Annotated in this window: 22 protein-coding genes; 12 read left to right on the top strand and 10 right to left on the bottom strand. The window is 52.1% G+C overall.

The features are described from left to right. Positions 1–57 precede the first annotated feature (57 nt). Positions 58–1,377: a DNA recombination protein RmuC gene (locus K7P01_RS15055; RefSeq protein ID WP_267294382.1), complete on the bottom strand. Its 1,320-nt coding sequence runs from the start codon at positions 1,375–1,377 to the stop codon at positions 58–60. Between the two features lie 325 nt (positions 1,378–1,702). Here K7P01_RS15055 and rocD point away from each other — a divergent pair, with 325 nt between their 5' ends. Further along, positions 1,703–2,941: an ornithine--oxo-acid transaminase gene (gene rocD, locus K7P01_RS15050; protein WP_317987620.1), complete on the top strand. Its 1,239-nt coding sequence runs from the start codon at positions 1,703–1,705 to the stop codon at positions 2,939–2,941. 184 nt (positions 2,942–3,125) lie between these two features. On the opposite strand, the gene rlmB is transcribed toward rocD, so the two are convergent. Beyond that, positions 3,126–3,866, bottom strand: coding sequence for a 23S rRNA (guanosine(2251)-2'-O)-methyltransferase RlmB (gene rlmB / locus K7P01_RS15045; protein ID WP_254085407.1), 741 nt, complete (start codon positions 3,864–3,866; stop codon positions 3,126–3,128). 84 nt (positions 3,867–3,950) lie between these two features. Here rlmB and K7P01_RS15040 point away from each other — a divergent pair, with 84 nt between their 5' ends. Genes K7P01_RS15040 through K7P01_RS15030 form a run of 3 tightly spaced genes read left to right on the top strand, consistent with a single transcriptional unit; the run spans position 3,951 to position 7,432 of the window. Next, positions 3,951–6,230, top strand: a complete 2,280-nt coding sequence (locus K7P01_RS15040) for an NADP-dependent malic enzyme (protein ID WP_267294379.1) — start codon at positions 3,951–3,953, stop codon at positions 6,228–6,230. A gap of 14 nt (positions 6,231–6,244) precedes the next feature. Then, a complete protein-coding gene (locus tag K7P01_RS15035) occupies positions 6,245–6,748 on the top strand; it encodes a cupin domain-containing protein (protein ID WP_267294377.1) in 504 nt (167 codons plus the stop codon). Between the two features lie 9 nt (positions 6,749–6,757). Next, the gene (locus K7P01_RS15030) at positions 6,758–7,432 is read left to right on the top strand and encodes a carboxypeptidase-like regulatory domain-containing protein (RefSeq protein ID WP_267294375.1); all 675 of its coding nucleotides are present in this window, start codon (positions 6,758–6,760) and stop codon (positions 7,430–7,432) included. Between the two features lie 11 nt (positions 7,433–7,443). Here K7P01_RS15030 and K7P01_RS15025 read toward each other — a convergent pair whose 3' ends face one another. From K7P01_RS15025 to K7P01_RS15015, 3 genes are all read right to left on the bottom strand, one after another. Next, complete coding sequence (locus K7P01_RS15025) at positions 7,444–7,878, bottom strand: nuclear transport factor 2 family protein (protein WP_267294373.1); 435 nt, start codon at positions 7,876–7,878, stop codon at positions 7,444–7,446. A gap of 69 nt (positions 7,879–7,947) precedes the next feature. Beyond that, a complete protein-coding gene (locus K7P01_RS15020; protein WP_267294370.1) occupies positions 7,948–8,835 on the bottom strand; it encodes a DUF4249 domain-containing protein in 888 nt (295 codons plus the stop codon). A 12-nt stretch (positions 8,836–8,847) separates the two neighbouring features. Beyond that, positions 8,848–11,127, bottom strand: coding sequence for a TonB-dependent receptor (locus K7P01_RS15015; protein ID WP_267294368.1), 2,280 nt, complete (start codon positions 11,125–11,127; stop codon positions 8,848–8,850). A gap of 181 nt (positions 11,128–11,308) precedes the next feature. Between K7P01_RS15015 and K7P01_RS15010 the strand changes: the two genes are divergently transcribed. The 5 genes from K7P01_RS15010 (at position 11,309) to K7P01_RS14990 (ending at position 16,960) form a co-directional block, all read left to right on the top strand. Continuing rightward, positions 11,309–13,240 carry a tetratricopeptide repeat-containing sensor histidine kinase gene (locus K7P01_RS15010; protein WP_267294366.1) on the top strand — a complete coding sequence of 644 codons (1,932 nt, stop codon included), beginning with the start codon at positions 11,309–11,311 and terminating at the stop codon, positions 13,238–13,240. A 126-nt stretch (positions 13,241–13,366) separates the two neighbouring features. Beyond that, a complete protein-coding gene (locus K7P01_RS15005; protein WP_254085399.1) occupies positions 13,367–14,065 on the top strand; it encodes a zinc metallopeptidase in 699 nt (232 codons plus the stop codon). 134 nt (positions 14,066–14,199) lie between these two features. Then, positions 14,200–15,339, top strand: a complete 1,140-nt coding sequence (locus K7P01_RS15000; protein WP_267294363.1) for an acyl-CoA dehydrogenase — start codon at positions 14,200–14,202, stop codon at positions 15,337–15,339. Between the two features lie 13 nt (positions 15,340–15,352). Further along, a complete protein-coding gene (locus K7P01_RS14995; RefSeq protein WP_267294361.1) occupies positions 15,353–16,135 on the top strand; it encodes a phosphatase PAP2 family protein in 783 nt (260 codons plus the stop codon). 63 nt (positions 16,136–16,198) lie between these two features. Next, positions 16,199–16,960, top strand: a complete 762-nt coding sequence (locus K7P01_RS14990; RefSeq protein WP_267294359.1) for a cyclase family protein — start codon at positions 16,199–16,201, stop codon at positions 16,958–16,960. Here K7P01_RS14990 and K7P01_RS14985 read toward each other — a convergent pair. Together K7P01_RS14985 and K7P01_RS14980 are read right to left on the bottom strand one after the other, a co-directional pair. After that, positions 16,957–17,679: a hypothetical protein gene (locus K7P01_RS14985; RefSeq protein WP_267294357.1), complete on the bottom strand. Its 723-nt coding sequence runs from the start codon at positions 17,677–17,679 to the stop codon at positions 16,957–16,959. The genes K7P01_RS14990 and K7P01_RS14985 overlap by 4 nt on opposite strands. 304 nt (positions 17,680–17,983) lie before the next feature. Beyond that, positions 17,984–19,294, bottom strand: coding sequence for an amidohydrolase (locus K7P01_RS14980; protein ID WP_397311102.1), 1,311 nt, complete (start codon positions 19,292–19,294; stop codon positions 17,984–17,986). A gap of 61 nt (positions 19,295–19,355) precedes the next feature. Between K7P01_RS14980 and K7P01_RS14975 the strand changes: the two genes are divergently transcribed. Continuing rightward, positions 19,356–19,676 carry a Rieske (2Fe-2S) protein gene (locus K7P01_RS14975; RefSeq protein WP_267294355.1) on the top strand — a complete coding sequence of 107 codons (321 nt, stop codon included), beginning with the start codon at positions 19,356–19,358 and terminating at the stop codon, positions 19,674–19,676. A 32-nt stretch (positions 19,677–19,708) separates the two neighbouring features. Continuing rightward, positions 19,709–20,740 (top strand): hypothetical protein, encoded by a 1,032-nt coding sequence (locus tag K7P01_RS14970; protein WP_267294353.1) that lies wholly within the window; start codon positions 19,709–19,711, stop codon positions 20,738–20,740. A gap of 92 nt (positions 20,741–20,832) precedes the next feature. Here the strand turns inward: K7P01_RS14970 and K7P01_RS14965 are convergent, their stop codons facing one another. After that, positions 20,833–21,426 carry a hypothetical protein gene (locus K7P01_RS14965; protein ID WP_267294351.1) on the bottom strand — a complete coding sequence of 198 codons (594 nt, stop codon included), beginning with the start codon at positions 21,424–21,426 and terminating at the stop codon, positions 20,833–20,835. Positions 21,427–21,458: 32 nt separating this feature from the next. After that, positions 21,459–22,265 carry a hypothetical protein gene (locus tag K7P01_RS14960; protein ID WP_267294349.1) on the bottom strand — a complete coding sequence of 269 codons (807 nt, stop codon included), beginning with the start codon at positions 22,263–22,265 and terminating at the stop codon, positions 21,459–21,461. Between the two features lie 211 nt (positions 22,266–22,476). Here K7P01_RS14960 and K7P01_RS14955 point away from each other — a divergent pair, with 211 nt between their 5' ends. After that, entirely contained in the window at positions 22,477–23,814 is a 1,338-nt protein-coding gene (locus K7P01_RS14955; RefSeq protein ID WP_267294347.1) for an MATE family efflux transporter, read from the top strand. Here K7P01_RS14955 and K7P01_RS14950 read toward each other — a convergent pair. After that, positions 23,807–24,709, bottom strand: a complete 903-nt coding sequence (locus K7P01_RS14950; RefSeq protein ID WP_267294345.1) for a hypothetical protein — start codon at positions 24,707–24,709, stop codon at positions 23,807–23,809. The genes K7P01_RS14955 and K7P01_RS14950 overlap by 8 nt on opposite strands. Between the last annotated feature and the right edge of the window lie 10 nt (positions 24,710–24,719).

Raw genomic sequence — 24,719 nt, 5'->3', positions numbered from 1 at the left:
TAGGTACGAGTCTCCGCCCGACACGGGCTAAGACTCGCACCGGCATCACCTAAATGCTTACCGTTCGAACATATCGGGTTGATCTTCCGAGCGCTTTAATAGGTTAGCGTCGATCGACTTGCCGGCTTTGACGCCGAGTTTTTTAAGATTTTCTACACGCCCTACCAGGTTGCCACTGCCTACGGAGAGTTTTTTCATGGACTCTTCGTAAAACTTCTTGGATGTTTCCAGATGGCGTCCCAGGGAAATCATGTCGTCTGAGAAGCCCACGAATTTATCGTACAGATCGCCGGCCTTACTGGCGATCTCGATCACATTGCGTGTCTGATATTCTTGTTTCCAGTTATTCTTAATGAGCTGAAGCGAAGGAATCAATAGCGTAGGGCTTACGAAAACGATGCGGCGTTCGAGCGCTTCTTCGTATAACATCTGCTCACTTTGGATCGCGAGAATATAGGCCGGTTCTACCGGTATAAACATGATGACAAAATCGAGGCTGCTGTCGCTTATATTCTTTTGGTAATTTTTATCGCCCAGCAATTTCATGTGCTGGCGAATCGATATCAGGTGGCTTTTAAGGGCCGCCACTTTTTCTTCCTCCGTTGCTGCGTTGACAAAGTTTGTGTAGGCCGTGAGGCTCACTTTTGAGTCTATGATGACGTGTCTCTTTTCGGGCAAGCGTATAATTACATCCGGACGTAGACGGCCTTCTGCCGTGGTGAAAGATTCCTGAATGAAGTACTCGCGATCCTTTTCGAGGCCCGATTTTTCGAGGATGCTTTCGAGTATAAACTCCCCCCAGGCACCTTGGGTTTTTGCGTCGCCGCGTAAAGCGCGGGTGAGGTTTTCGGCTTCGCGCGTCATTTGCACGTTGAGCCTTTGCAAGTTCTCGAGCTGCTCGCGTAGGGCCGCGTTGCGCGTGATGGTGTCTTTGTGTGTGTCTTCGACGCGTTTTTCAAAGTCGGTAATCTTTTCGCCGAGCGGCTTGAGGATGTCGAAAAGGTTTGTGCGGTTTTGCTCCGTGAACTTTTTGCTCTTTTCCTCAAAAATATCGTTGGCGAGGTTCTTGAATTGTAGCGCAAACTTTTCATTGAGCGCTTCCATTTCTTTGCGCTGATCTTGCAAACGCTCTTGCAGGTTGCGGTAGTCGGCTTGCGCGGCGGCGAGCTTGTGATTCATTTCCAGGAGGCGTGCGCGTTCGGCGTCGAGCTCAAGCTTGAGTACTTGCGATTGCGATTGCAAAACTTTGCTACGCTCTTGTTCGGCCAGCAGCGGGCCGGAAAAGCTTTGGGTTTCGGCGGTGAATTTGTATTTGGCAATGAACCAGGCAGCGAGGGCGCCGATGGCGAGACCTATTATCAATAGTACTATTTCCATTCTTTTGTTTGCGGTTTCCTGGTTCGGTGGGTTAAACGAACCGGTTTATCTCTTTTCTTTTTTCTTGGTCTATTATTTTTTCCGGAATTGCTTTTTTCTTTTTCCAGTCTACTACCTTTTGCGTCAGGGCTGCGCCAGCCCCTATCTATTAGTTGTTTTAAATACGTTTTAATTTTGGGGTGCAATTTGTCATGTCTGATCCTATTTCTTTCGAAAACAGTCGTAAAAACTTTAAAGTTTTCATTTTTGGCGAAGGGAGGGGTTCTATTTAGGGTTTACGGACGTGATTTGGTAAATTTGCCTGATACCCTGAAGTTTATTGTATATGCTGCATGCCATCACATCAAGTCAAGAAGCTATTTCGCTGGAAGATCAGTACGGAGCGCACAATTACCATCCGCTGCCCGTCGTGCTGTGCAGGGGCGAAGGTGTGTTTGTCTGGGATGTAGAGGGCAAACGTTACTATGATTTTTTGTCGGCGTATAGCGCCGTCAACCAGGGACACTGCCATCCGCGTATTATCGATGCGCTGATCCGGCAAGCGAAAGAGCTTACGCTCACCTCGCGTGCATTTTACAACGACAAGCTCGGGCGTGCTGAGAAGTATATCTGTGAGCTCTTCGGATATCAGAAAGCGCTCTTTATGAACAGTGGCGCGGAGGCCAACGAGACAGCAATCAAGCTGGCGCGCAAGTGGGGCTATACCAAAAAAGGTATTGCCACGGATCAGGCGGTTATTGTTGTTGCCCGCAAAAACTTTCACGGTCGTACGACTACCATTATTTCTGCTTCTACCGATCCCGACTCACGCGGCGGCTTTGGGCCGTTTATGCCGGGCTTTGAAATAGTCGAGTATAACAACACGGCGGCACTGGAAACGGCGTTGGCGAATCCGAATGTCTGCGGACTGTGGATCGAGCCGATCCAAGGGGAGGCCGGCGTGTATATTCCAGCAGAAGGCTATCTGAAAACAGCGGAGCTGCTGTGCCGCAAGAACAATGTATTGCTCATGATGGATGAGATCCAGACGGGCATTGCACGCACCGGTAAAATGTTGGCATCTGATTATGAAGATGTACGGCCTGACTTGTTGATCCTTGGCAAAGCGCTTTCAGGCGGTACCATGCCAGTATCCTGTGTGTTAGCGGACGACGATATTATGTTGGTGATCCGCCCGGGCGAGCACGGCTCTACCTTTGGCGGTAATCCGCTGGCGGCGGCAGTCTGTATCGAGGCGTTGCAAGTGGTGTTGGATGAGCGTCTTGCGGAGAATGCGGCGCAGTTGGGCGTGGTTTTCCGTCAGCGTATGGAAGCGTTGATTCGCAAGACGGATCTGATTACGCTGGTACGCGGAAAAGGATTGTTGAATGCGATTGTGATCAACGATACGGCTGAAAGCAAGACGGCCTGGAATCTGTGTATGGATTTTATGAAGGAAGGGCTGCTGGCGAAGCCTACGCACGGCAATATCATTCGTTTTGCTCCACCGCTTATTATTACGGAAGAGCAGTTGCATGATTGCTGTGATATGATTGAACGTGCGGTGTTGGCATACCGCCGGTAGGCGGGCTAGGACTCATACGCCAGATACGCGCCTCAATCCGAGGCTTATTTTAATGTTGGCGGTGATCGGTTTGGATGGGTTATACTAAACTCACTATAAGCTTACTATAAGGTATCCATAGCTATGGTATAGGTATGCCTATAAGTATGCCATAGAGAAGCCCCTATGGAACGCCCTTATTATCTTATCCTTTGCGGCGTTGGCGCACTACTTCATAGATGGCGACGCCGGCGGCGACCGATACATTGAGGGAGCCTATCTTTCCCTGCATGGGGATGCGGGCCAGTTCGTCTGCTTCGCGGATCAATACATCTGAAATGCCATCTTCTTCTGAGCCCAGAATGACGGCGATCGGGCCTGTCAGGTTTACGTCGTAGAGGTCTTCTTTGGCCTTTTCTGTACATGCTACTACGCGTATACCGCTGTCACGCAACAGTTTGACGGTTTTTTTCAGGTCGGCTTCACGTGCTACCGGCAGGTGATTAAGGGCGCCAGCCGAGGTTTTCATGGCGTCGCTGGTAATGGGGGCACTGCCTTTTTCGCCAATAATGATACCGTCCAGGCCGGCGCACTCCGCCGTACGGGCCATGGCACCAAAGTTGCGAACGTCGGTGACGCGGTCCATGAGCAGGAAAAAGGGCTCACGGCCTTCGCTAAAGGCCTTATCGATGAGATTATCCAGGGGCACAAAGGTTACGGCGGCCAACAGGCAGATGACGCCCTGGTGGTTACGGGAAGACATGCGTTTGAGCTTATCGGCCGGCACGAATGTGAAAGGTACCCGATGATTTTTGGCTGTCGCGATGAGCTCTTTTATCAGGTCATTGGTCAACCCAGACTGAATCATCACTTTTTCGATTTCCTTTCCTGCCACAATGGCCTCTATCACGGCCCGGGTGCCGTAGATCATGTCTGATTTTTCCATCTCGGGTAAAATTCCAAAAATCAATTCGCAAATCACAATAAATTTAAGGTGATTATATTTGGCCCTTTAACAACCAACGACTGCATGTCTATTAAAATCAGAAAGGAAGACGCCCTGAATTACCATATGCAAGGGCAGCCGGGAAAGATTGAAGTAGTACCGACCAAAGTACTGAGTACCCAGCTGGACCTCGCGTTAGCGTATTCTCCCGGGGTGGCCGAACCCTGCAAAGAAATTGCCGCCAATAAGGAGGACGTCTATAAGTACACTGCAAAGGGCAACCTCGTTGCCGTGATCTCCAACGGTACGGCCGTATTGGGATTGGGCGACATTGGTCCGGAAGCGTCCAAGCCCGTCATGGAGGGTAAAGGTGTTTTGTTCAAGAAGTTCGCCGGCATCGATGTATTCGACATTGAGATCGACGAGAAGGATCCAGACTCCTTTATCAAGATCGTGAAATCGCTGGAGCCCACCTTTGGTGGCGTCAACCTCGAAGACATCAAAGCCCCTGAGTGTTTTAAGATCGAAACGGAGCTGAAGGAGAAAATGAGCATCCCGGTCATGCACGACGACCAGCACGGCACCGCGATCATTTCGGCCGCGGCGTTGCTAAACGCGCTCGAGATTGTAGGCAAGAAAATGGCCGACGTCAAGATCGTCGTGAACGGTGCGGGTGCCGCCGCGGTGAGCTGTACCAAGCTATACATCGCCCTGGGCGCCCGGAAGGAAAACATCATTATGTGCGACAGCAAGGGCGTGCTGAACACCAGGCGCACGGGCCTGGATTCCATCAAACAACAGTTTGTACTCGACGTGCCCTTCAACACGCTGCAAGAAGCAATGGTCGGTGCGGACGTATTTATAGGCCTCTCGGTCGCCGACGCCATTACGCCACAAGACCTTAACAACATGGCCAAAGACCCGATCGTGTTTGCGCTGGCCAACCCGAACCCGGAAATCGACTATAACCTGGCACGCCGCACGCGGCAAGATGCTATCCTGGCAACAGGCCGCTCCGATCATCCTAATCAGGTAAACAACGTGTTGGGTTTCCCCTATATCTTCCGCGGTGCGCTAGACGTACGCGCGCAGGAGATCAACGAGGAGATGAAGCTCGCCGCGGTGCGTGCCTTGGCGGAACTGACCAGGGAACCCGTACCCGACATGGTGGCAAAAGCCTACGGAACCGACCGCATTCAGTTTGGTCGCGAGTACCTCATTCCCAAGCCGCTCGACCCACGCCTGATTACCACCGTATCACCGGCGGTGGCCAAGGCGGCGATGGACTCGGGTATTGCGAAACACCCGATCACCGATTGGGGGGCGTATCACCATGACCTGCAGCGCCGCATCGGTATCGATCAGAAGCTTATTTCGCGTATCATCGAGCGCGCCAAACAGAATCCCAAGCGCGTGGTCTTTGCCGAAGCAAATCACCACAAGATTCTTAAGGCGGCACAGATTCTCAAAGACGAAGGCATCGCGCATCCGATCCTGCTGGGTAATCGCGAAGAGATCCTCGCGTTGATCAAAGAGTACGACCTCGACCTGGCGGATTGCCCGATCATCTACCCGCGCGAAGACGACGCTACAGTAGCCCGCTACGCCGAGCGCTTATACCAGAAGCGCCAGCGCAAGGGTCTCTCCTACCTGGACAGCATGCGCCAGATGCGCGAGCGCAATTACTTTGGCGCGATGATGGTGGAGTTCGGCGACGCCGATGCGCTCGTCAGCGGTCTGACCAAAGACTATCCGAAAACCATTCTGCCTTCGCTCCAGATCATCGGCACCGCCGACGGCGTCGACCGCGTAGCGGGTATGTATATCATCATGAACAAAAATGGCACGTTCTTCTTCGCTGACACTACGGTAAATGTCAATCCGAATGCGCAAGAGCTGGCCGGTATCATTGAGCTCACCGCGCGCGGTGTGAAGTTCTTCGATATGGACCCACGCATCGCAGTATTATCGTACTCCAACTTCGGTTCGTCGAAGGGTGAAGTGCCAACCAAAACACGCGAGGCGGTGCGGTTGGCGCGGGAAAAAAATCCGTCGCTGGTGGTAGAAGGTGATATTCAAGGCAACGTGGCGTTTGATACGAGGATACAACAGGAAACATTCCCGTTCAGCGCCCTGGCGGACCAGCCCGCCAACACGCTCATCTTTCCCAACCTGGCGTCGGGTAATATTGCGTACAAGCTGTTGATGGAGATCGGTGGTGCGGACGCGATTGGTCCGATTTTGTTAGGCATGAAGAAGCCGGTGCACGTGCTGCAGCTGGGCAGCTCCATTCGCGAGATTGTCAATATGGCAGCCATCGCTGTAGTGGATGCGCAATTACACGAGCAGAACGATCACCTTTAATCGAATATCACATCATGCAGGACGCAGCCTATTGGGTACGTTGTTTAGACCTGAAGCCTCACCCGGAAGGAGGCTTTTACCGTGAGACGTACCGCGCTGCGGAATCTATCGAGACCTCCGGCCTGCCGGCACGCTTTACCGGCGGGCGGAGCTTCTCTACTGCCATTTATTTTTTGTTGCGGGATCAGGATCGTTCGGTGTTTCACCGCATCCGTTCCGACGAGCTCTGGCATTACCACGCCGGCGACAGTCTTTCCATTTATGTATTGCACGAAGAAACCGGGCTGACGGTGCACCGGTTAGGCGCTGATATCGAGCATGGCGACTCGTTGCAAGTGGTCGTACCTGCCAACACCTGGTTTGGCGCGCGCCTGGAAACACCTGGCCGCTATACGCTGGCGGGTTGCACGGTAGCCCCGGGATTTGACTTTGCAGACTTTGAAATGGCCGATCGCGCGACGCTGCTTAAAACTTTTTCGGGCCATGCCGACATCATACTGTCGCTGACAAACCCGTAAATGCTGTTGATGCTGCGCAGACTCTCCTTCCTCCTCTCCTTTCTTTTGTGCTCGGTCACAGCATTGTTTGCACAGCAGGAAACGTTTAAAGGCGTGGTGGTGGATTCTACTACGTTTGCGGCGTTGCCGTTTGTGAATGTGCGTGTGAAGAATTCTATGCGCGGCACCTCTACGGACATGCAGGGAAACTTTGCGATTACCGCTACGCGACGGGATACGCTGATATTGTCGGTGGTAGGCTACCAAACCATCGAGCAACCGTTGTGGGATTGGGAGCCGAGCGTTATCCGCATGCGTGACAAGAGCATTCTGCTTAGTACTGTTACGGTGCAATCGCGACGGATGGATCCGTATGAGGGCCTGTTTGACGAGGAGAACGAAAAGATCGACCGCCGTCGAGTACCATTTTATTTATCGCGGACGAAGAAACAAAAGCGCAAGCTGGTCTGGCTCAAGGAAGACAACGCCCGGGCGCAGACATATGTCGATGTGGTCATTAATACTCCGGAAACCAAAAGCGGGTTGATGCAAAAGTATGCCCTGACCGAAACCGCGTACTATGATTTACTGGCCGATTTTAATACGCGCAATGTGAAGGTGATGTATTACCTCACCGCCCCGGAGCTGATCTCGTTGCTCAACAATTTCTTTGAGAGCAACGCCCCAACCCCAATCCAGAAATAATCCTTCTCAGGCTACACGGTCGCGGCGTCGGGGCTACGGTAGGTAGGCGTATATTTAAAGCTATCGATACGCCACCCCAGGTCTGTCAGGACAACATGCAGATTGTACTGTCCAATAAATTCGCGCAGTTTTTCTACGGGATCTTTTTTGGTAAAGTGATAGGCCACGGCATAACAAAAGACGTCTGCTTCAATGGACTCGTGGCCGAAATTCACCAGGTAGTTCCCGGCTTGGTGGTGAATGGCTCCCAGATCGCGAAAACCTTCGTCCCACAACCTGGCGATGTCCGTCCCGGACAGGCCTACAATTCCTTCCTGTCCCCGATCAAATTGTACGATGGGAGTAAACACGTCCTCTTGTAAGCGACTCCACTGCCGGGTGTCGGTATAGATGAACAGTTTATTGACAACTTCGATGATCTCGTCACGCTTGCTTTTATTTTCCATGGCCGTTCGTGCGGTTTAATAATTCCCGAATCACCTACTAAAAGAACGTGCCGCGTGGTTGCACCGCTGTCAATCCACCCCCACATATTTGATCCGCACGTCGGGCACGTATAAGTTAAAAAAACCTTTTCCACCGACTACGTTGGTAGGATAGTTTACCGGTTCGCTGAGGTATTCAACAAAACTATAACGATTGTCGAGCCGCAGTTTCATAAAGTTATAATATTCTTCGCTGATACGTGCAAGGTAAATAGCCGTTGTGTCACCGGCGTAGTAATCGCGATACACGACGCGGAACGATTCGCGGTGTTTTTCCCCATCAAAATTCACATCGTCAATCAGTCGCGTGAAGTCCCGTGGATTGAGAAGGTTCTCAAAGACATCCTGGCGTCTGATGTCTTGTACATTGACCATATAATAATCCTTGCCCACAGGGTCGGTAAACTGTTGTGTGACTTGCAGCAAAGTGTCGTCATAACCGTTAAAGTACAACTCGGTGATAAGCTCATCGAAGGTGATGGGCGGCTGCACAGTGGTCGTGGCCGTTACGGATCCGAGGGACTCACTGACAACATCCAACCGGTACGAAGCATTTGGCAAAAATGGTATAAACACTCCTCCATATATACCACTTCCGATATTAAGCAGATTGTACGTACTGTCGGGACCGGTGATGGTGACGACGGCATCGTCTACAGCAATCTGTTCAATAAGCTCATAAGGATCGGTGTCATCGCTCGCATCGAGCGCGCCAAAGGTCTTGGTGAGCAACACGATAAATGATTCATTCGGCAATTGATCGGGAACGATTTGTGTCGACACTACAATCTGCGGATTGAGCACCGGGATGCCGTCCACTGGCAGCGGCTCCGGCAAGCAGCTGCCCACCAGTAGTCCCAGCGTGAGAAGCTTTGCGCCGATCAGACCTTGTTGCCGTGTGAGGTAGTGTTGCTTCATGTTAGGGTATCCTTAAAATTTAAAACCGTAGCTGATAAAGGGAATGGCACCGAACAGGCCCGGCTGTTCGTAACGCAGTGTGCCGTCGTCGTCCTGCTCAATGGTAATCGCCACCGGGTTGGCGCGGTTGTACGTGTTGTATACGCCGGCAAACCACTCCCACTGGTAACGGCGGTGCGGACGGCTTTTGAACTTGATGCCGATGTCGAGGCGGTGTGCGTTGGCCAGCTTTACCTCGTTGATGCCAGAGAATATGGGAATGAGGTCGACACCGGTTAGCGTGGGGGCGGCGACGGCATACTGCCCAATAACCGGCGTAAAGCGCGAGCCCGATATAAACTCCCATACCACCGATGCGGCCCAGCGTTTGCCCAGGGCATACTGTCCCACAATTGCTCCGTTGTGGCGACGGTCGTAGCGCGAGTAGAACCAGGCTCCGTCATTCACCTCATCAAACTGGCGTCGTGACCATGACAGGGTATAACTGATCCACCCTTTGAAACGGCCCGCTTCTTTGCGCAGCAATAGTTCCAGTCCCCAGGCGCGGCCACGGCCCTGGATAAGCCTTGACTCAAAGTCGTTGTTCATGAACAGGTTGGTGCCTTCCTCGTAGCCAATAAGGTGGTTCATGGATTTATAGTAGGCCTCCACGCTTAGGAATATGTTGTCTTCACGAAAGGTATTCTGCCACGCCAGGGCCAGTTGGTTTGATGTCTGCGGCACAATGGCATCGGTTACCGGGTACCAGATGTCGGTGGGCGACGATACCGCGGAGCTTGATATGCGATGTATGTACTGTACCATGCGCGAATAGCTGAGCTTGAGCGCCTGGTTGTTTGTCAGCGAGTAGCGCGCCGACAGCCGGGGCTCGGGATTGACGTAGTTGCGATTGGTGACGGCGGCCATGGATCCGCGCATACCGGCATTGATACGCAGGTGTGTCAGAGGTGACCATTCGTATTGCGCATGTACGGCAAACTCATTGGCAATACGGCCCTGGGCAATGCTGCTTTCAAAGATCTGAGAAAACGTGCCCTGAGTATTAATAATGTTGGGACTTACTGCGTGCCGTGTCCATTCAGCGCCGGTCTTAAATGAGGCACTACCGCGCAAAGAGTCTTTGTGTATCGACCAGCGGGCACCGTAGTCTTCGATGTCAGAGAACGCCACCAGCTCGTTGTCTTCAAAGGCATTGCGAATGTTATACCGGTATTCCGAACGAATGGCGGAGAGCTCGCTTTTCCACCCGTGGTCGAAGGCATGTGTCCAACGGGCTGACTGGCTGTTATTGCCGGCTTCGTAAGTAGTCGTGAATCCGCTGCCGTCGTTGTCGCGGTCACGGTAGAAGTCGAGTACGTCTTCGCCACCGTAATAGCTCATTTCTATATGGTCCCGCGGTGTGGGCTTCAGCACTATTTTGCCGTTGAGGTCGTAAAAGAAATAGGGCAGCTCTTCGCCGAGCGCCTTTACCACCTGGTCGATATACGTGCGGCGACCGGCAATCCAAATACTTGCTTTGTCTTTGACGAGCGGCTGCTCGATGAAGAGACGCGACGCGAGGACACCGATGTCGCCGGAAACATGTGTGCGTTCGGGAACGTCGGTGGTGGTTTTGATGTTGAGGATAGACGATAAGCGACCGCCGAACTCGGCTGGGAAGCCACCATTGATAGCCTCTACGTGGTCGAGGATGTCGGGATTAAACACCGATAGAAATCCGAAGAGGTGACTGGTGTTGTAGATGGGCACGTCGTCGAGCAGCACGAGGTTTTGGTCTGCCGCGCCGCCGCGCACGAAGAGATCAGAGCTTCCGTCGGCGCCGCGCAACGTACCGGGCAACAGTTGCAATACTTTAATAACATCCGCTTCGCCGCCCAATACAGGCAACGCGTTGATGTCTTCTTTCGTCAGAAGGTACGTGCTGGTGCGGTTGGAGTTAAAGACGTCTTGCTGGACATTGCGTGTACCGGTGATGACCACTTCCTGCAACTGGCCTGGAGCGGATCGTAGCGCAACGGTAAGGGTTGTGTCGCCCCGCAGCGTGAACGACTTTTGATAGCGTTCGTACCCAATGTAGGTGACCTGGCATACCTTGGAGCCCGTAGGTAGGCGCACCGAAAAATGACCCTGGTTGTCGGTCGTGGTGTGAATAGAATCGGGGGTAAAAAGCACGTAGGCAGAAGGTAAACGTTCACCACTGGCATCGCGCACGGTACCTTTGACGGTTATTTGTTGCGCCACCGCAACAAAATCCATCAACACGAGTATTATCAGGCTTAGGCTCCGCAGCATATTGTTACGCTGTAACGTACAAAGGTAACGAAACAATATCCGGGCCACGTTATACTTTACAGCGGCAGCATAATGTTTTAAAAAAATGTATTTTATGAACGGCGAATCTTACATGCCTTTTTACGGTGATTTGATTTTTATGTCATGCCGGAAAGATTTTACTTTCAACGTTTTATGACGAATGAAGGGAATTATAGCGCTTTTATGGTATGCCGCAGCAGGGCTTTCTACTACTGCCCCGGTGCTGCAAACGGCTGACAGCGTTCATCTCGCCAGCGTAGCTTCCCAGGCGTACGGTCTTATTCTGTCTCAACCTGATTCATCGATTGCACTGGCCCACGCAGTGCTCAGTCAAGTCCAACCGAAAAAGAATCTTTACCTCGAGGCATATAGTTATTATGTGTTAAGCAAAGCGAATTGGACCAAAACCAATTACCGGCTTAGCACGGAGTATGGCTACAAAGCGCTGCGTTTGCTGGATCAAGATTCGCATGCCTATACAAACCTGCGTGGCCGGGTCATGTTGGGGCTTGCGCGTACGTTCATCGACCGGGATGACTATGTACAGGCGGAAGAATTTCTCAACAAAGTACAGCGCCTGGCGGAGAAGCACCACGATGACCAATTGCTGGCCGACACCTATCGCGAGAAGTCTACGCTGCTGGCAGAAACGAAACATTACGATTCGGCCTTAGCCTATGCCGACAAAGGAATTGCTTATTATCGGGGGATAAATGACTCCTTGCGCGTAAGCATCCTCTATGGCCGCAAAGCGCGGGCATATTTGGACATGGGCGATTATGAAAAAAGTGATTTGTATAACCGCAAGTCGATGACACTTGACAGCCTGGTGGGAAATACCCGCGCCCTGGGCTTTTCTTATTTCTACGCAGCTGACATTGCGTATCGCCGCAAGCAATACGACCGTGCGATTCATTACCTGGGACAGTCAATGGCCTTAAACGACCGTATTCACAACCTGACGCTACAAGTACGTGCGCACACGTTGCTGGCAGAAGTTTATATGCAAATGGGCCGGGGCATTCCCGCTGCACAGCAACTCAAGCGGGTAAGTATCTTAAAAGATAGTTTGTATAATGCCGAGAAGAACCGGCAAATCCAGGAAATACAATCGCTCTATGCACTGGAGACAAAAGATCGTACAATCGAAACGCTGGCCCACAAGAATATGGCCCAGAAGCACCGGGTGGAAATTCAGCGCATGCTGATGATTGTGCTGGCGGTTGGTGTTGTTCTGCTGGTAGTGGTTATACTGTTGCTGGTGCGCCTGCGCATTTCACAACAACGTGCTAACCAGGCGCTGGCGGAGCGCAATCTGGCTATTGAACAACAAAAAGAGGAGGTCGAGTCACAGGCGGAGTTTCTGCAACAGCTTAATCAATTAAAGTCGAAGCTCTTTTCCGTCATCAGCCACGACCTGCGCGGCCCCGTTGCCAACCTGCAATCGCTGCTGCACCTGCTGACGGCGAACATCATGACGCCACAGGAATTTATCGCGGTGTCTGACAAACTAAAAACAAACCTTAACAGCACCCAGCGCACCCTAGAGAACTTGCTCAGCTGGTCGCTGAGCCAAATGGACGGCATTCGCACCGAAAAGAAGACCCTTGCCGTACAACAGGCAGTAGACGAAGCCTGCGCGCTGCTGGCGGAATTTGCCGAACGCAAGCAAGTGACACTGGAAAAACAAATCGGAGAAGGATTGGATATTCTCGCCGACACCAACCAACTGCAGCTTATTCTCCGCAACCTGTTGCACAACGCGATTAAGTTCTCCAAATCGGGTGGGATGGTGGTGATCTCGGCCGTCGGCCAGGGCACCATGTGCACGGTGCGCGTGCGCGACTACGGCATCGGCCTTACTGCCGATGAAAAAGCGCGTTTGTTAAACAGTCACGAATATTTTACCAAGTCAGGCACACAACAAGAAAAAGGCACAGGATTGGGCTTTTTGCTGTGCCAGGAATTTATCAGCCGCAACAGCGGCACCCTTGACCTTTCGAGCACACCCGGCGAAGGCACCGAGGTGAGCATCAGCCTGCCACTTGCTCCCTGTCGTCCCGGCATACCGGCGCCAGAATCGGTTTTATAGAACCCGAAACCCTTTAATTTCGTTTGTTATTATGTCGAATTGGCAGTCCTTCGGGTTTGGCGCAAACCTTGATACTTAGCCTGTTCAAGTAAATAGAAATAACCTTTTTAAATCAATAGAATACACATGGGAGCTTTCGTTATTGGTATTTTCTTCATGATCATTGGCATGATTGTCAGTGCCCGGATGAAAAGCAAGTTTGCAAAATATTCACAGACGCATCTCACGCGTGACCTGACCGGTGCGGAAGTGGCACGACTGATGCTGGCCGACAACGGCATTCACGATGTACAAGTCATTAGTGTAGAGGGCGAGCTGACGGATCACTATAACCCGGCGACCAAAACGGTAAACCTGAGCGAAGGTGTATACCACGGTCGCAACGCCGCCGCAACGGCCGTATCCGCGCACGAATGCGGTCACGCTGTGCAGCACGCCCGCGCCTACAGCATGTTGGAGTTTCGTTCGGCCATGGTGCCGATCCAAAACATCAGCGCACGCGTGATTAACTTCTTGTTTATGGTGATGATATTCGGATCTATGTTTGCCTCGCACGTCCTTCCCTGGAACCTGGCGTTGCTGATCATCATTGCGTGTTACGGTGTGTTTGCACTGTTTGCGCTGATTACCCTGCCGGTGGAATTTGACGCCAGCAAGCGCGCATTGGCGTGGGTACAATCCCGCGGTATTGTAAACAATGCCGAATACGATATGGCCAAAGATGCGCTGAAATGGGCCGCTATGACGTACGTGGTTGCCGCCATCGGTGCGCTGACAACGCTGTTTTATTACGTGATGCTGTTCCTCGGTCAGCGCGACGAGTAACATCTTATTAAGACTATACTATCCAAAGCCCGGGTCTTCCGCCCGGGCTTCTCTTTTTTCGGCGTTCTGCCTATAAAGAAAAAGAAACACACAGTATATTGCCTGTCTATCATTAACCCATACGCTATTATTTTATGAATTTTCAACTTACTGAAGAGCACCTGGCGGTACAGCAGGCAGCACGCGATTTTGCACAGAATGAGCTTCTACCAGGGGTCATCGAACGAGACACCGAACAAAAATTCCCGAAGGACCAGATAAAAAAAATGGGCGAGCTCGGCTTTATGGGCATGATGGTTGACCCGAAATACAACGGCGGCGGCATGGACAGCATTTCGTATGTGCTGGCCATGGAGGAAATTTCGAAAATAGATGCGTCGGTGTCCGTATGTATGTCCGTTAACAATTCCCTTGTTTGCTGGGGATTGGAAAAATACGGCACAGAAGAACAGAAAGAGAAATACCTGAAGCCCCTGGCGACCGGCGAGTTGATTGGCGCTTTCTGTCTCTCCGAACCCGAAGCCGGTTCTGACGCTACCAGCCAACGCACAACCGCCGAAGATAAAGGCGACTATTACCTGCTGAACGGCACTAAAAACTGGATCACCAACGGCAACAGTGCAAGTGTATATATTATCATTGCGCAGACCGATGCTGCGAAGAAACACAAAGGCATCAATGCGCTAATCGTTGAGAAGGGCATGCCTGGTTTTGTAGTGGGCAAGAAAGAAGACAAGATGGGCATTCGCGGGTCGGACACGCACTCACTCATGTTCACCGACGTAAAAGTGCCAAAGGCCAATCGCATCGGCGACGACGGTTTTGGCTTTAGCTTTGCCATGACCACACTCAATGGTGGCCGTATCGGTATTGCCTCGCAGGCACTGGGCATTGCTGCCGGTGCGTACGAGCTGGCGCTGAAGTACTCGAAGGAACGCAAAGCGTTTGGCAAGAACCTCTCGGAACACCAGGCTATTCAATTTAAGTTGGCCGAGATGGCCACCAAGATCGATGCCGCACGTTTGTTGGTACACCAGGCGGCGTGGCGCAAAGATCAAAAGCAAGATTTTGTAAAGGCCGCCGCCATGGCAAAACTGTTTGCCTCACAGATCGCCCAGGAGGTAACATCGGAAGCTGTACAGATTCACGGCGGTTATGGCTATGTAAAAGAATATCACGTAGAGCGGCTCATGCGCGACGCCAAGATCACACAGATCTATGAAGGCACCACCGAGATTCAGAAGATGGTGATCTCGCGCGAGCTGTTGAAGTAATCACGCTAGTATCATGCGCCTTCTCCGTCCGATCTTACCCGCAGTTCTGTCATTTTACGGGCTGCTGGTTTTTACTGTTTTTGTGTTGCCCGTGGCATTCAGTGCATGCTCGCGCGATAGCGCATGGTGTGCCTTTATGTATGGTATGACGGAGTCGGGTGGCCAACGGGGCACGACCGTCATTGTACTGTTGGCAGCGATCTTATATGCCGGTTCGTTCAACTCGCTGACGCAGAAGGCCAGGGTATTTTTTCTGACGGTACTAACGCTTGGTGCAATTCTTGCGTCGTTTGCGTACCTCAATGAGAATGTAATCAAGACGCTCATTCGTGTACACCGGCCAAGCCACACCTATATTTTACACGAGTCGAAATCTACCGCCGACCTGGATTCGCTTTATTCATTGGCTGAGCCCGAGCGGCGGAAGTTTTATGAAAACCTGATATTACCGGATACTGTTACTTTCCGGAATATGGATCCGCGTGTCGTGGCGCACTGGATTGACGAGGTAGGATATTCTTTTCCCTCGGGGCATTCCTTTAACACCTTCTTACTCGGTACGATCCTCGCGTTCTTTATCTATCATTTAGCGGGAAAACGATTCCGCTGGTTGCACCTGCTCCCGTTGGCGTGGGCGATGCTGGTGGCGATATCCCGCGTAGCGATGGGGGTGCATACCGCGCGGGATGTTAGTGCAGGGGCGGCCCTGGGCATAGTGCTGGCGAGCCTGGTGCTATCAATACCGGTGGTACGAGGAGCCGTATTGAAAAAAGAAAGTGACACTAAAAAGTTGTAAAGCTGCGCCGCAGTCTTTCTTTTTGCAGCCACAAAGCCCCTCGTTACAGGTAAAACGACTGACATGAAAATTATCGATCTCTCCAAGACCATCCAGTACAACCCCGGCGACCCTTTCTTTATGAAGGTCAAGATCAAACACAAGCCGCACCGCAAGGCGCGTTGGTTGATCCGCTACCTGGGATTACCGTTCCGCTTATTCCCCAAGAACTTTACTGGCTGGGCCGACGATTCGATTCAACAAATGGGTGTCCATTCCACTACGCACCTGGATGCGCCGTGGCACTATGCGCCTACCAGCGAAGGCAAACCGGCTAAAACAATAGACCAGGTGCCGCTGGAGTGGTGCTATGGCGACGGCATTGTCATTGACATGAAACACAAGGCCGACTTCGAGGCCATCACGGTCGAAGATCTACAGCAGTTCCTTTCGAAGAACAACCTGTCGCTAAAGCCCGGGCTGATTGTATTGATCAAAACCGGGCGCGACAAGCATATGGGCACAAAGGAGTTCTTTGAGCGCGGCACGGGCATGAGCGCGCAAGCAACGACCTGGCTAATCGACCAGGGCATCAAGGTGATGGGCATCGACCAGTGGGGTTGGGACTTGCCGCTGCGCTACATGGTGCAAAAGGCCAGGGAGCGCGGCAATGCCGAGCTCTTCTGGGAAGGCCACCTCGTGGGTCGTGAAAAAGAGTATTGCCACCTGGAACAGCTTACCAACCTCGATGCACTACCCTTCCAGGGTTTTAAAGTGGCACTCTTTCCGCTGAAGATCAAAGGTGCGTCGGCGGCGCCGGCGCGCGTGGTCGCGATTATGGATTAAAGAGTATAGGCTACGCCAAAGCGCACGGTGTATATGTCCTCGAAGAACTTATGCTCCGTGCCGGCGTTGGTTTGCCCCTCCTTCGGAAGTATAGGGTTGTCGACGTGCTGTTTGCTTCTGTATACATTGAAAACATTTACGGGAACATTCAACTCCAGGCTAAGCCGATCGGTCAGCTGCCAGCTGACACGCGGAATAATATTGATGTTTGCGCCCGTAACGCGCACATTTCGATTGTATACATTGCCTTCGCGTGGATTAAACTCCATCTCGATATGATATGGATTAACAGCGAGTCCGAGATTGAGAACAAAACGTTTGGTCACATTGGTGATGTCCTGATTGATCTCGTAGCGGGCAGCATACGTGCTGATAACATCTCTTGTCCGCGCGCTTTGGGATAGTCCAAAGTTCTTGGGGAACTGTATGTTTTGCGCTGAGCGGTCGATCTCCGGCATAAAAATCTCTACTTCATGATGGAACCCGCCGCGGAGCGACACCAGGTTGAATGCAACCGAAAATGTACCCGTGGTGAAATGCCGGTCACCACTCTTCTCGCTTGTTGCACCATCCGATTGATATTGATACACTGTCTCCAGCGAAGATGTATGCTGGTACAGTTTGATACGATACTCGTGCTGGGCGAAAGCACCGGCGGAGATCGTTAAGCAGGCAAGCAGAACTACAAAGCGACAGAGGAAGGTTAGGGATTGGGTCATTTTTGGTTGGGTGTTATCAAATTGTTAATGGGGTTTAGTTTTCTATCTATATTCCAAACCTATTTCACGGCGCAATATTGTCTTATTGACACTGTAATGTCAACTATATCTGCATGTTATTTGGGGAAATGTTATGAATGGTTTTTAATTCCCCATTTTTCTACAATGTGTGGTATAGTATATTTCTTCGGAAACCTTTGCGGAGGAACCGTGCTGTAGAGGGAATTACTGGCTAGTGGGGAAGTAAAAACAGTGTGGGTGTGAGCGCGAGAGCGAAGGAAAATACCAGTATTCGCTCTCACACTCACTCTGTTTTATTGTACATGTAGTCGACAGTGACGTTGAGCATGGCTTTGAGGCCGGTGAGCATGCCGCGTTCGTCCATCATGAAGTCGGGAGTGTGATGTGAAGGGGCTTTGGCGGGATCTGTGTCGGGCGGGCAGGCGCCTACGAAGAAGAAGAAGCCGGGGACTTTCTGCTGATAGTAGGCGAAGTCTTCGGCGCCGGTGTCGGCGGGAATACGGGCCACGTTTTCTTCACCGGCGGCTTTCACGAGGCTGGCGACCATTTTCTCCGTCAGGGCGGGGTCGTTGAATGTTACCGGGGTCTTGCGGTCGATCGTTACTTCGGCCGTGGCGCCGGCGCTTTCAGCGATGAGCGTGGCAGTGCGTTTTAGCCTCTCATGTATATCTTGCTGCATGGCGGGGTCGAATGTGCGGATGGTACCGCTCATTTCGGCCGTCTCGGGAATGATGTTCTGACGCACACCGGCATTGATCATGCCGACGGAGATAACGGCGGGTTCTTTTGTCAGCTGGGTTTGTCGGCTCACAATAGTCTGAATACCATTGATGATTTGCGCTGACACGACGATGGGATCTATACCGAGCCACGGTGCGGCACCGTGTGACTGTTTGCCTTTTACTTTGATGGTAAACCAATCGGAGGCGGCCATCATGCCGGCAGGTTTATAGGCGATCTGGCCGAGCTTGCGAATGCCCTGGATGTGCAGGCCGAAGATTACTTCTACCTTAGGATTGTCGAGCACGCCTTCGCGCACCATGAGGTCGGCCCCGCCCTCCTCGCCTTTGGGTGGCCCTTCTTCGGCGGGCTGGAAGATAAACTTGATGGTGCCTTTGAGATCGTTTTTGTTTTTGCTGAGGATCTCAGCTACGGCCATGAGGATCGCCACGTGCGAGTCGTGACCACACGCGTGCATGACGCCGGTCTCCTGGTCATTAAAGGTGGTTTTCTCTTTGGAGGCAAAAGGCAGGCTGTTGCGTTCCGTTACAGGCAATGCGTCCATGTCGGCGCGCAGGGCAATAACCGGCCCGGGCTTGCCGGTGCGCAACAGGGCCACCACGCCCGTGTGGGCTATGCCGGTCTGTACTTCGAGGCCCAGCTTGCGCAGGTGTTCGGCGACATAGGCGGCAGTCTTTACTTCGCGGTTCGACAGCTCGGGATATTGGTGCAGGTGGCGGCGCCAGGTGATGACGGAAGGTTCGAGCTGGCGGGCTTGTTGTTCGAGCTTAGCCTGCAGCTTGGGGCTCACCTGGGCGATGGCGCCCGAGGCAAGGGTTAGTAAAAGTAGACTACAAACGCGTATCTTCATCATAGGATCGGATGTGGGGGAGACAAGATATTGATTCCCAGTCTGGCAACCAACGACAAAGAATATGGAGTGGGTCAAAATCTTTTCCAGCCTCGCGGAGGCAAGAGAAAAGTTACTGTCTGGCAAGCCGCGGCTGCTTGTGGTGTATGGCCGGCGCATCACACTGGTGCATTACGGCGACGATTTTTATGCCGTGCAGGATGCCTGTACTCACAACCAGGAGTCGCTTAGCAAGGGGCACGTCAACCATGTGGGGGAAATCATTTGCCCGTGGCACAATTACCGTTTTGAGCTAAAAACCGGCCGGGCAATGGATTCCAGCTGCCGCGCCCTGGCAACTTATCCGATTAAAACGGATGAAAGCGGTTTTTTTATTGGTATTTAAAATACATTCGTCGCTATTTGCGTTTTTAACCCATGCCGATGCCCCCTGTGACCAAGGACCTGCGCTTTCTGTCTGCGTGTTTCCTGCTTGTTTTGTATACCGGCCTGTTTCAACCCGCCGGCGCCCAAAGTTATTTTACTCCCGACAATTGGATCGACCGGTTGAACCTCACCGGCCCGCTGCCCGAGAAGCTATTGGCTACCCGCACGGCGGTCTTTCACAGTTATACCCTCACGGAAAAAGAACTACTGGTCGCACAAGAGTATTTTCAGCGGTCGGGCATCGATGCCGTGGCATACTTCGATCTGGATATGCTCATGGCCAGCAAGGACATCACCCGCGCATTCGGCGATTACCTGCTGAAGCGCGAGTTCTCCAACCTGGTATTTATCGAGAAAGACAGCAAAGGGTATCGCATCACGATCACGGTATTCAACGGCAAGGAGACGGTGCTCGATGGCAAGCAATCTGCGTGGTCGGTAACCAATAGCAACCTGACGGAGGCGCTGAAAACGGTGTACCGCACCAGCTCCAGCGGTTTAAAGAAATTGAATCTGCTGATCAATGATCAGCCCGAGACGGGCCTGACAGTTAATCCTATCCTGGGTAAGCGCAATGAGTTCTTTGCCATGGACCTGAAAGTAGATCCCCTGGCGGTGCCGAAGTTTGGCGACGAGGCGCTGGATAAAGAACTCGAGCAGATTTTTAAAGACAACTATACCCTCAAGTATAAAATGACGGAGCCCGGCGTTCCCGAAAAAGATCTACGCAAGCAGGGCTCGTTATATGTGCTTTGTATTGTGCGTACACGCGGCAGCGTGGCCAAGGAATTGCTGGGCTACCAGGTAAAACCGGGTGAGACAGCCCTGGTATCGGTGGCCTACCCTGGTCCGCAGCAAGAGCTCAGGAACATTCCCTCGGACGAGGTCGTGTACAAGATATATTTTAAGCACATCGACTCAGGCAATGTGTTCCTGGGTACCAAGTGGGATGCGGACACAACGTGGCAGCAGGCGCTCTTAAACCAGCTGCGCGGCATGAAGGCCGAGCTGCGCCTGAACTAATAAGACATAAAAAAGGAGCTCCGGTAACGGAAACTCCTTTCTTCGGACGGGCTATTTCTTTGCGCTACGCGTCTGAGTATATTCTTAAAGTATCACTGCACCATTTTAGCGATCTGTGTTACAGGAATGGTGTTGGCCAATCGCAGCACATCGGCTTCGTTGCTTTCGTTTACAGTAAAGGTGAGCAGCGCGGAGTTCAGCGGCACCTGCAGGGTAAAGTTCTCCTTGTTTGTTTCCGTGTCCGTGCTCTTTTGTAAGATTCCTTTATAGCCTTGTACTTTCACAACCTTCTGCGTACCGTCGCTTGAATTTCCTACGAATGGTATGGATAAAATGGCATTAACGGAACCGATAAGCGGCGAATTGCTCATGATGTCGACTGTTGCGTTTTTTGGGCCGGTGCCATAGGTGCGTTGAACCTGCGCCCCTGCTATACCGGTGTTGGCCGTTACCTGATCTTCTTTGGCGTTGGACGCGAGGGCATCCATCTTGGTCGGCAATATTTTGATGATCTCTTTTCCTACCAGCACGTCTATATCGTTCAGCATCTGCTGCATGGCGAAGCGGGCATCCTCGAGTTTGCCGCCGCTATAGGCTGTGCGTGCTGAGGCAAGGTCTTTGTTAAAATCTTGTGCGTAGGCCACAAGGGGCAGCAACGCGACAATCAGTATGGTTAGTTTCTTCATGATGATCGTTGTTAACAGGGTGAATAAACGGGCTATTGTTCGCCCAGGGTCTTGATGAGACCATCTATGTCAAACGCATTGGCGGCGGTCATAACCTCTTGTTCCGTGGCGAAGTTGACAGCTTCCCATACAATGAGCGAAGTTTGCCCCAGCGGTACGCTGAGCTTGTAGCCACTCGACTCATCGTATTCGATCACGGCGCGATGGCCTTTTACTTTGGTTTGTTTCCAGTTCTGCTCGCCGCCGGTGGTTTGCGCATAGCCCCCGTTGGCCAGGTAGAGGTTAATGGCGGACATCCACGCCGAGTTGTTGGCAATGAGCGTACGCAGTTGTTTATCATCTTTGAGGTATTCGCGTTCGATGGTAAGGCCTACCCAGCCCCAGCCGGTAGAGGTCACTTTGTCGGACGGCTTCTGGAACGGAAGACCGCTGACGGTCTCGGGGAGTGATAGCAATACTTTGTTACCGATCTCCATTTCCACGCCGAGCATGGCTTGCTGCACGGCATAACGTGCTTCGCCATAGCTTGTTGCCTTGAACGCTGTTTCGGCCTCGGCGAGGTTTGCTTTTACATCGGGTGGTGTTGTGACCAGACCACCACCGCCTTTGTTGCTGGGATTGCCGGAACTGCTGCTCCCAGACGAGCCCGTGCTTTGTGTGTCTGACGAGCCACCGGTGTTTACGCCCGTTTTCTCCTGTGCTTTCTTATCCAGCGCTTTCTCGGCCGCTTGTTCAGCCTTCTGCTTGAGCTTGTTCATGAGCCCCTGCGCGCGCACTGGCATGGTCGACGCCAGAGATGCCGCGCCCAGCAGCCCTACCAGTAAAATTTTTGATTTCATAGAGTGGGATGTTTGAAAGCTAAACAACGAAGAAAGCAGGCAGAGGTTTGGTTTCAAAACAAAAACCTGGGAAAACACGGAGCCCCATAAGTATGGGGGCGCTTCTGGTATAGGGGTGTTCTAATCCAGTTGGAGTCGAAAACCCGTTTCCTAAAAACTTTCCGCCTAACTATACCTGTATGAGAGACACATTGCCAATATTTGCGGGCGTATGGAATTGAAGTTACAAACCGGCTATCGGTCTATTTTGGGCATGGCGTTGCCGATCACGCTTTCGATGTTGGTGCCGCAGATCAATTTCATTACAAACAACATCTTTCTGAGCGGACTGGGTGAACAAGAGCTCGCCAGTGCCGGTATTACGGGTGTGTACTATTTGATCTTTGCGGTGATCGGCAGCGGCTTGAACAACGGTCTGCAGGCACTCATTGCTCGTCGGGCGGGTCAGAATCTACCGCATGAAATAGGCCGGCTGTTCTTGCACGGCGTATGGATCGCCCTGGGCATTGCCGGTCTTGGCATTCTGATCACGTATATGCTGGCACCGACGGTGATGCGGGCTGTAATTCACAATCCAGCGATTGCTGAGCAAGTGATCGATTTTCTTTTGATCCGCATTTGGGGGTTGCCGCTATTATATCTGTATGTGATGCGCAACGCACTATTGGTGGGCACCAACCAAACGCGTTTCCTGGTATGGGGCACGTTGAGCGAGGCCCTCGTGAATATTTTCCTCGATTATACTTTAATCTATGGCAAGCTCGGTTTTCCGGAACTTGGGTTTAACGGGGCCGCCTATGCTTCGATCATCGCAGAAGGCATAGGCCTGTTGGTGATCTATGCGGTAATCCGACTGAAAGGCTTACACCGGTCGTTTGCCTTCTTTGACGACATCTCGGCCAGTTGGCCCACGACAAAACTTATCCTGACGCAGTCGCTGCCATTGATTCTGCAGTATGCAATCAGCATTGCCAGCTGGGAGTATTTTTACCTCCTCATCGAACACCACGGTGCACGTGCGTTGGCCATCTCCAATACCATGCGTAACATCTTTGGACTGTTTGGCATCTTTTCGTGGGCTTTTGCCTCCACAACCAATACGATGGTCAGCAATATTATCGGGCAAGGAAGAATCCCCGAGGTGGTGCCGCTCATCAAACGCATCTCGGGCATCAGCTTTACAATCTCTTTGGTGATCTTTATCTGTTTAAACCTGGTGCCGCATTGGTTCCTGTCATTCTATGGACAAGGTGACGACTTTATACGCGAGGCAATACCGGTGGTACGCATTGTTTCGATCGCGTTGTTGCTCATGTCGGTGGGTACGGTGTGGCTGAACGCCGTAACGGGCACCGGCAACACCGTGGTGAACCTGCGCATCGAGTTTATTACAATCTTTATTTATTGCGGGTATGTATTCATCGTGCTGGAATACCTCCATTTGCCTATTACCTGGGGGTGGGGTTCGGAGTGGGTATACTGGACGTCGATGTTCAGCATGGCCTTCTTCTACATCCGCTCCGGCAAGTGGAAAGCCAAAATTATTTAGCGGTCTTTCCGTCGCGACGCTTGTAAAAATATAAATAGGTCTTCTTGCCCGGGTTGCGCTCGCTGAGGGTATAAAAGCCGGAGCCATCGCGGCGCCAGGTCATAGCCTCTCCCTGAGGCTCTTCTTCGTAGGGAATGATGGAAGGATCTTGCTTTAACAATTCTTCCAATGGCTTATGGGTGGGGTTGTCCCAATAGAACACACGCCGGTAATTTTTCAACACCACGGAACCGTCGGGACGAATGTCACCCCCGACGATCATGGTCAGGGGTAATTCGGCCACGATCGGCGCCACCAGTGTGTCGGCGTTGTCGTACGGATATTTTAAAGCATAGATGTGCACGGGATTCTCGCGCTTGGAGACGACGTACAGGTTTTTCGTGGCGGGATCCAGCAACAAGGTTTCGGCATCTTTTACGCCATCGGGAAACCGGAATACGATGCGGGTCACGTCGCTTACGACGAGTTGGCCGCGTTTGGCGTCGGCCAGCGATGGCTCTTCAAAGCGATAAATAATTTTATAGGGAAACAACGCCAGGTTGTCGCCGATCTCGGCCACGTAGAGGTAAGACCTGCCGGGCTTGGGACCAGGACCTACAGCAATGTCCTCCCAATCACGGTTGACGAGCTGTTTGCCAAAGCCGACGACGAGCTTGATGCTGAGGCTGTCGTTCATAAGTAACACTTCGGCCGGATTGCCGCTGTCGTTCAAACCCCACAGGTAGCCGGGGTTGCGTATACTGGCAGCGATGCCGGAGATTTCCTGCAGCTTGGGGGCTTTGGATTCCGTCAGCCGCTGACCGGGCAAAAAGAACGTGGTGTCGTAAAAGCTATGGATTTGTGCCGGGGCCACCCAGGGAGTGCCTAGCAACAGCAGGAGCAGGAGCTTTTTCATGCCGGAAGGT

Source organism: Parachryseolinea silvisoli (assembly GCF_021190955.1).
Classification (GTDB): domain Bacteria; phylum Bacteroidota; class Bacteroidia; order Cytophagales; family Cyclobacteriaceae; genus Ohtaekwangia; species Ohtaekwangia silvisoli.
The sequence above is the reverse complement of the archived record's forward strand: the minus strand, read 5'-3'. Positions and strand labels throughout refer to the sequence as shown.

What these genes read in the sequence shown, in the direction of transcription:
- K7P01_RS15055 (WP_267294382.1), bottom strand. Translation starts at nt 1,377, where the DNA reads ATGGAAATAGTACTATTGATAATAGGTCTCGCCATCGGCGCCCTCGCT.
- rocD (WP_317987620.1), top strand. Translation starts at nt 1,703, where the DNA reads ATGCTGCATGCCATCACATCAAGTCAAGAAGCTATTTCGCTGGAAGAT.
- rlmB (WP_254085407.1), bottom strand. Translation starts at nt 3,866, where the DNA reads ATGGAAAAATCAGACATGATCTACGGCACCCGGGCCGTGATAGAGGCC.
- K7P01_RS15040 (WP_267294379.1), top strand. Translation starts at nt 3,951, where the DNA reads ATGTCTATTAAAATCAGAAAGGAAGACGCCCTGAATTACCATATGCAA.
- K7P01_RS15035 (WP_267294377.1), top strand. Translation starts at nt 6,245, where the DNA reads ATGCAGGACGCAGCCTATTGGGTACGTTGTTTAGACCTGAAGCCTCAC.
- K7P01_RS15030 (WP_267294375.1), top strand. Translation starts at nt 6,758, where the DNA reads ATGCTGCGCAGACTCTCCTTCCTCCTCTCCTTTCTTTTGTGCTCGGTC.
- K7P01_RS15025 (WP_267294373.1), bottom strand. Translation starts at nt 7,878, where the DNA reads ATGGAAAATAAAAGCAAGCGTGACGAGATCATCGAAGTTGTCAATAAA.
- K7P01_RS15020 (WP_267294370.1), bottom strand. Translation starts at nt 8,835, where the DNA reads ATGAAGCAACACTACCTCACACGGCAACAAGGTCTGATCGGCGCAAAG.
- K7P01_RS15015 (WP_267294368.1), bottom strand. Translation starts at nt 11,127, where the DNA reads ATGCTGCGGAGCCTAAGCCTGATAATACTCGTGTTGATGGATTTTGTT.
- K7P01_RS15010 (WP_267294366.1), top strand. Translation starts at nt 11,309, where the DNA reads ATGAAGGGAATTATAGCGCTTTTATGGTATGCCGCAGCAGGGCTTTCT.
- K7P01_RS15005 (WP_254085399.1), top strand. Translation starts at nt 13,367, where the DNA reads ATGGGAGCTTTCGTTATTGGTATTTTCTTCATGATCATTGGCATGATT.
- K7P01_RS15000 (WP_267294363.1), top strand. Translation starts at nt 14,200, where the DNA reads ATGAATTTTCAACTTACTGAAGAGCACCTGGCGGTACAGCAGGCAGCA.
- K7P01_RS14995 (WP_267294361.1), top strand. Translation starts at nt 15,353, where the DNA reads ATGCGCCTTCTCCGTCCGATCTTACCCGCAGTTCTGTCATTTTACGGG.
- K7P01_RS14990 (WP_267294359.1), top strand. Translation starts at nt 16,199, where the DNA reads ATGAAAATTATCGATCTCTCCAAGACCATCCAGTACAACCCCGGCGAC.
- K7P01_RS14985 (WP_267294357.1), bottom strand. Translation starts at nt 17,679, where the DNA reads ATGACCCAATCCCTAACCTTCCTCTGTCGCTTTGTAGTTCTGCTTGCC.
- K7P01_RS14980 (WP_397311102.1), bottom strand. Translation starts at nt 19,294, where the DNA reads ATGATGAAGATACGCGTTTGTAGTCTACTTTTACTAACCCTTGCCTCG.
- K7P01_RS14975 (WP_267294355.1), top strand. Translation starts at nt 19,356, where the DNA reads ATGGAGTGGGTCAAAATCTTTTCCAGCCTCGCGGAGGCAAGAGAAAAG.
- K7P01_RS14970 (WP_267294353.1), top strand. Translation starts at nt 19,709, where the DNA reads ATGCCGATGCCCCCTGTGACCAAGGACCTGCGCTTTCTGTCTGCGTGT.
- K7P01_RS14965 (WP_267294351.1), bottom strand. Translation starts at nt 21,426, where the DNA reads ATGAAGAAACTAACCATACTGATTGTCGCGTTGCTGCCCCTTGTGGCC.
- K7P01_RS14960 (WP_267294349.1), bottom strand. Translation starts at nt 22,265, where the DNA reads ATGAAATCAAAAATTTTACTGGTAGGGCTGCTGGGCGCGGCATCTCTG.
- K7P01_RS14955 (WP_267294347.1), top strand. Translation starts at nt 22,477, where the DNA reads ATGGAATTGAAGTTACAAACCGGCTATCGGTCTATTTTGGGCATGGCG.
- K7P01_RS14950 (WP_267294345.1), bottom strand. Translation starts at nt 24,709, where the DNA reads ATGAAAAAGCTCCTGCTCCTGCTGTTGCTAGGCACTCCCTGGGTGGCC.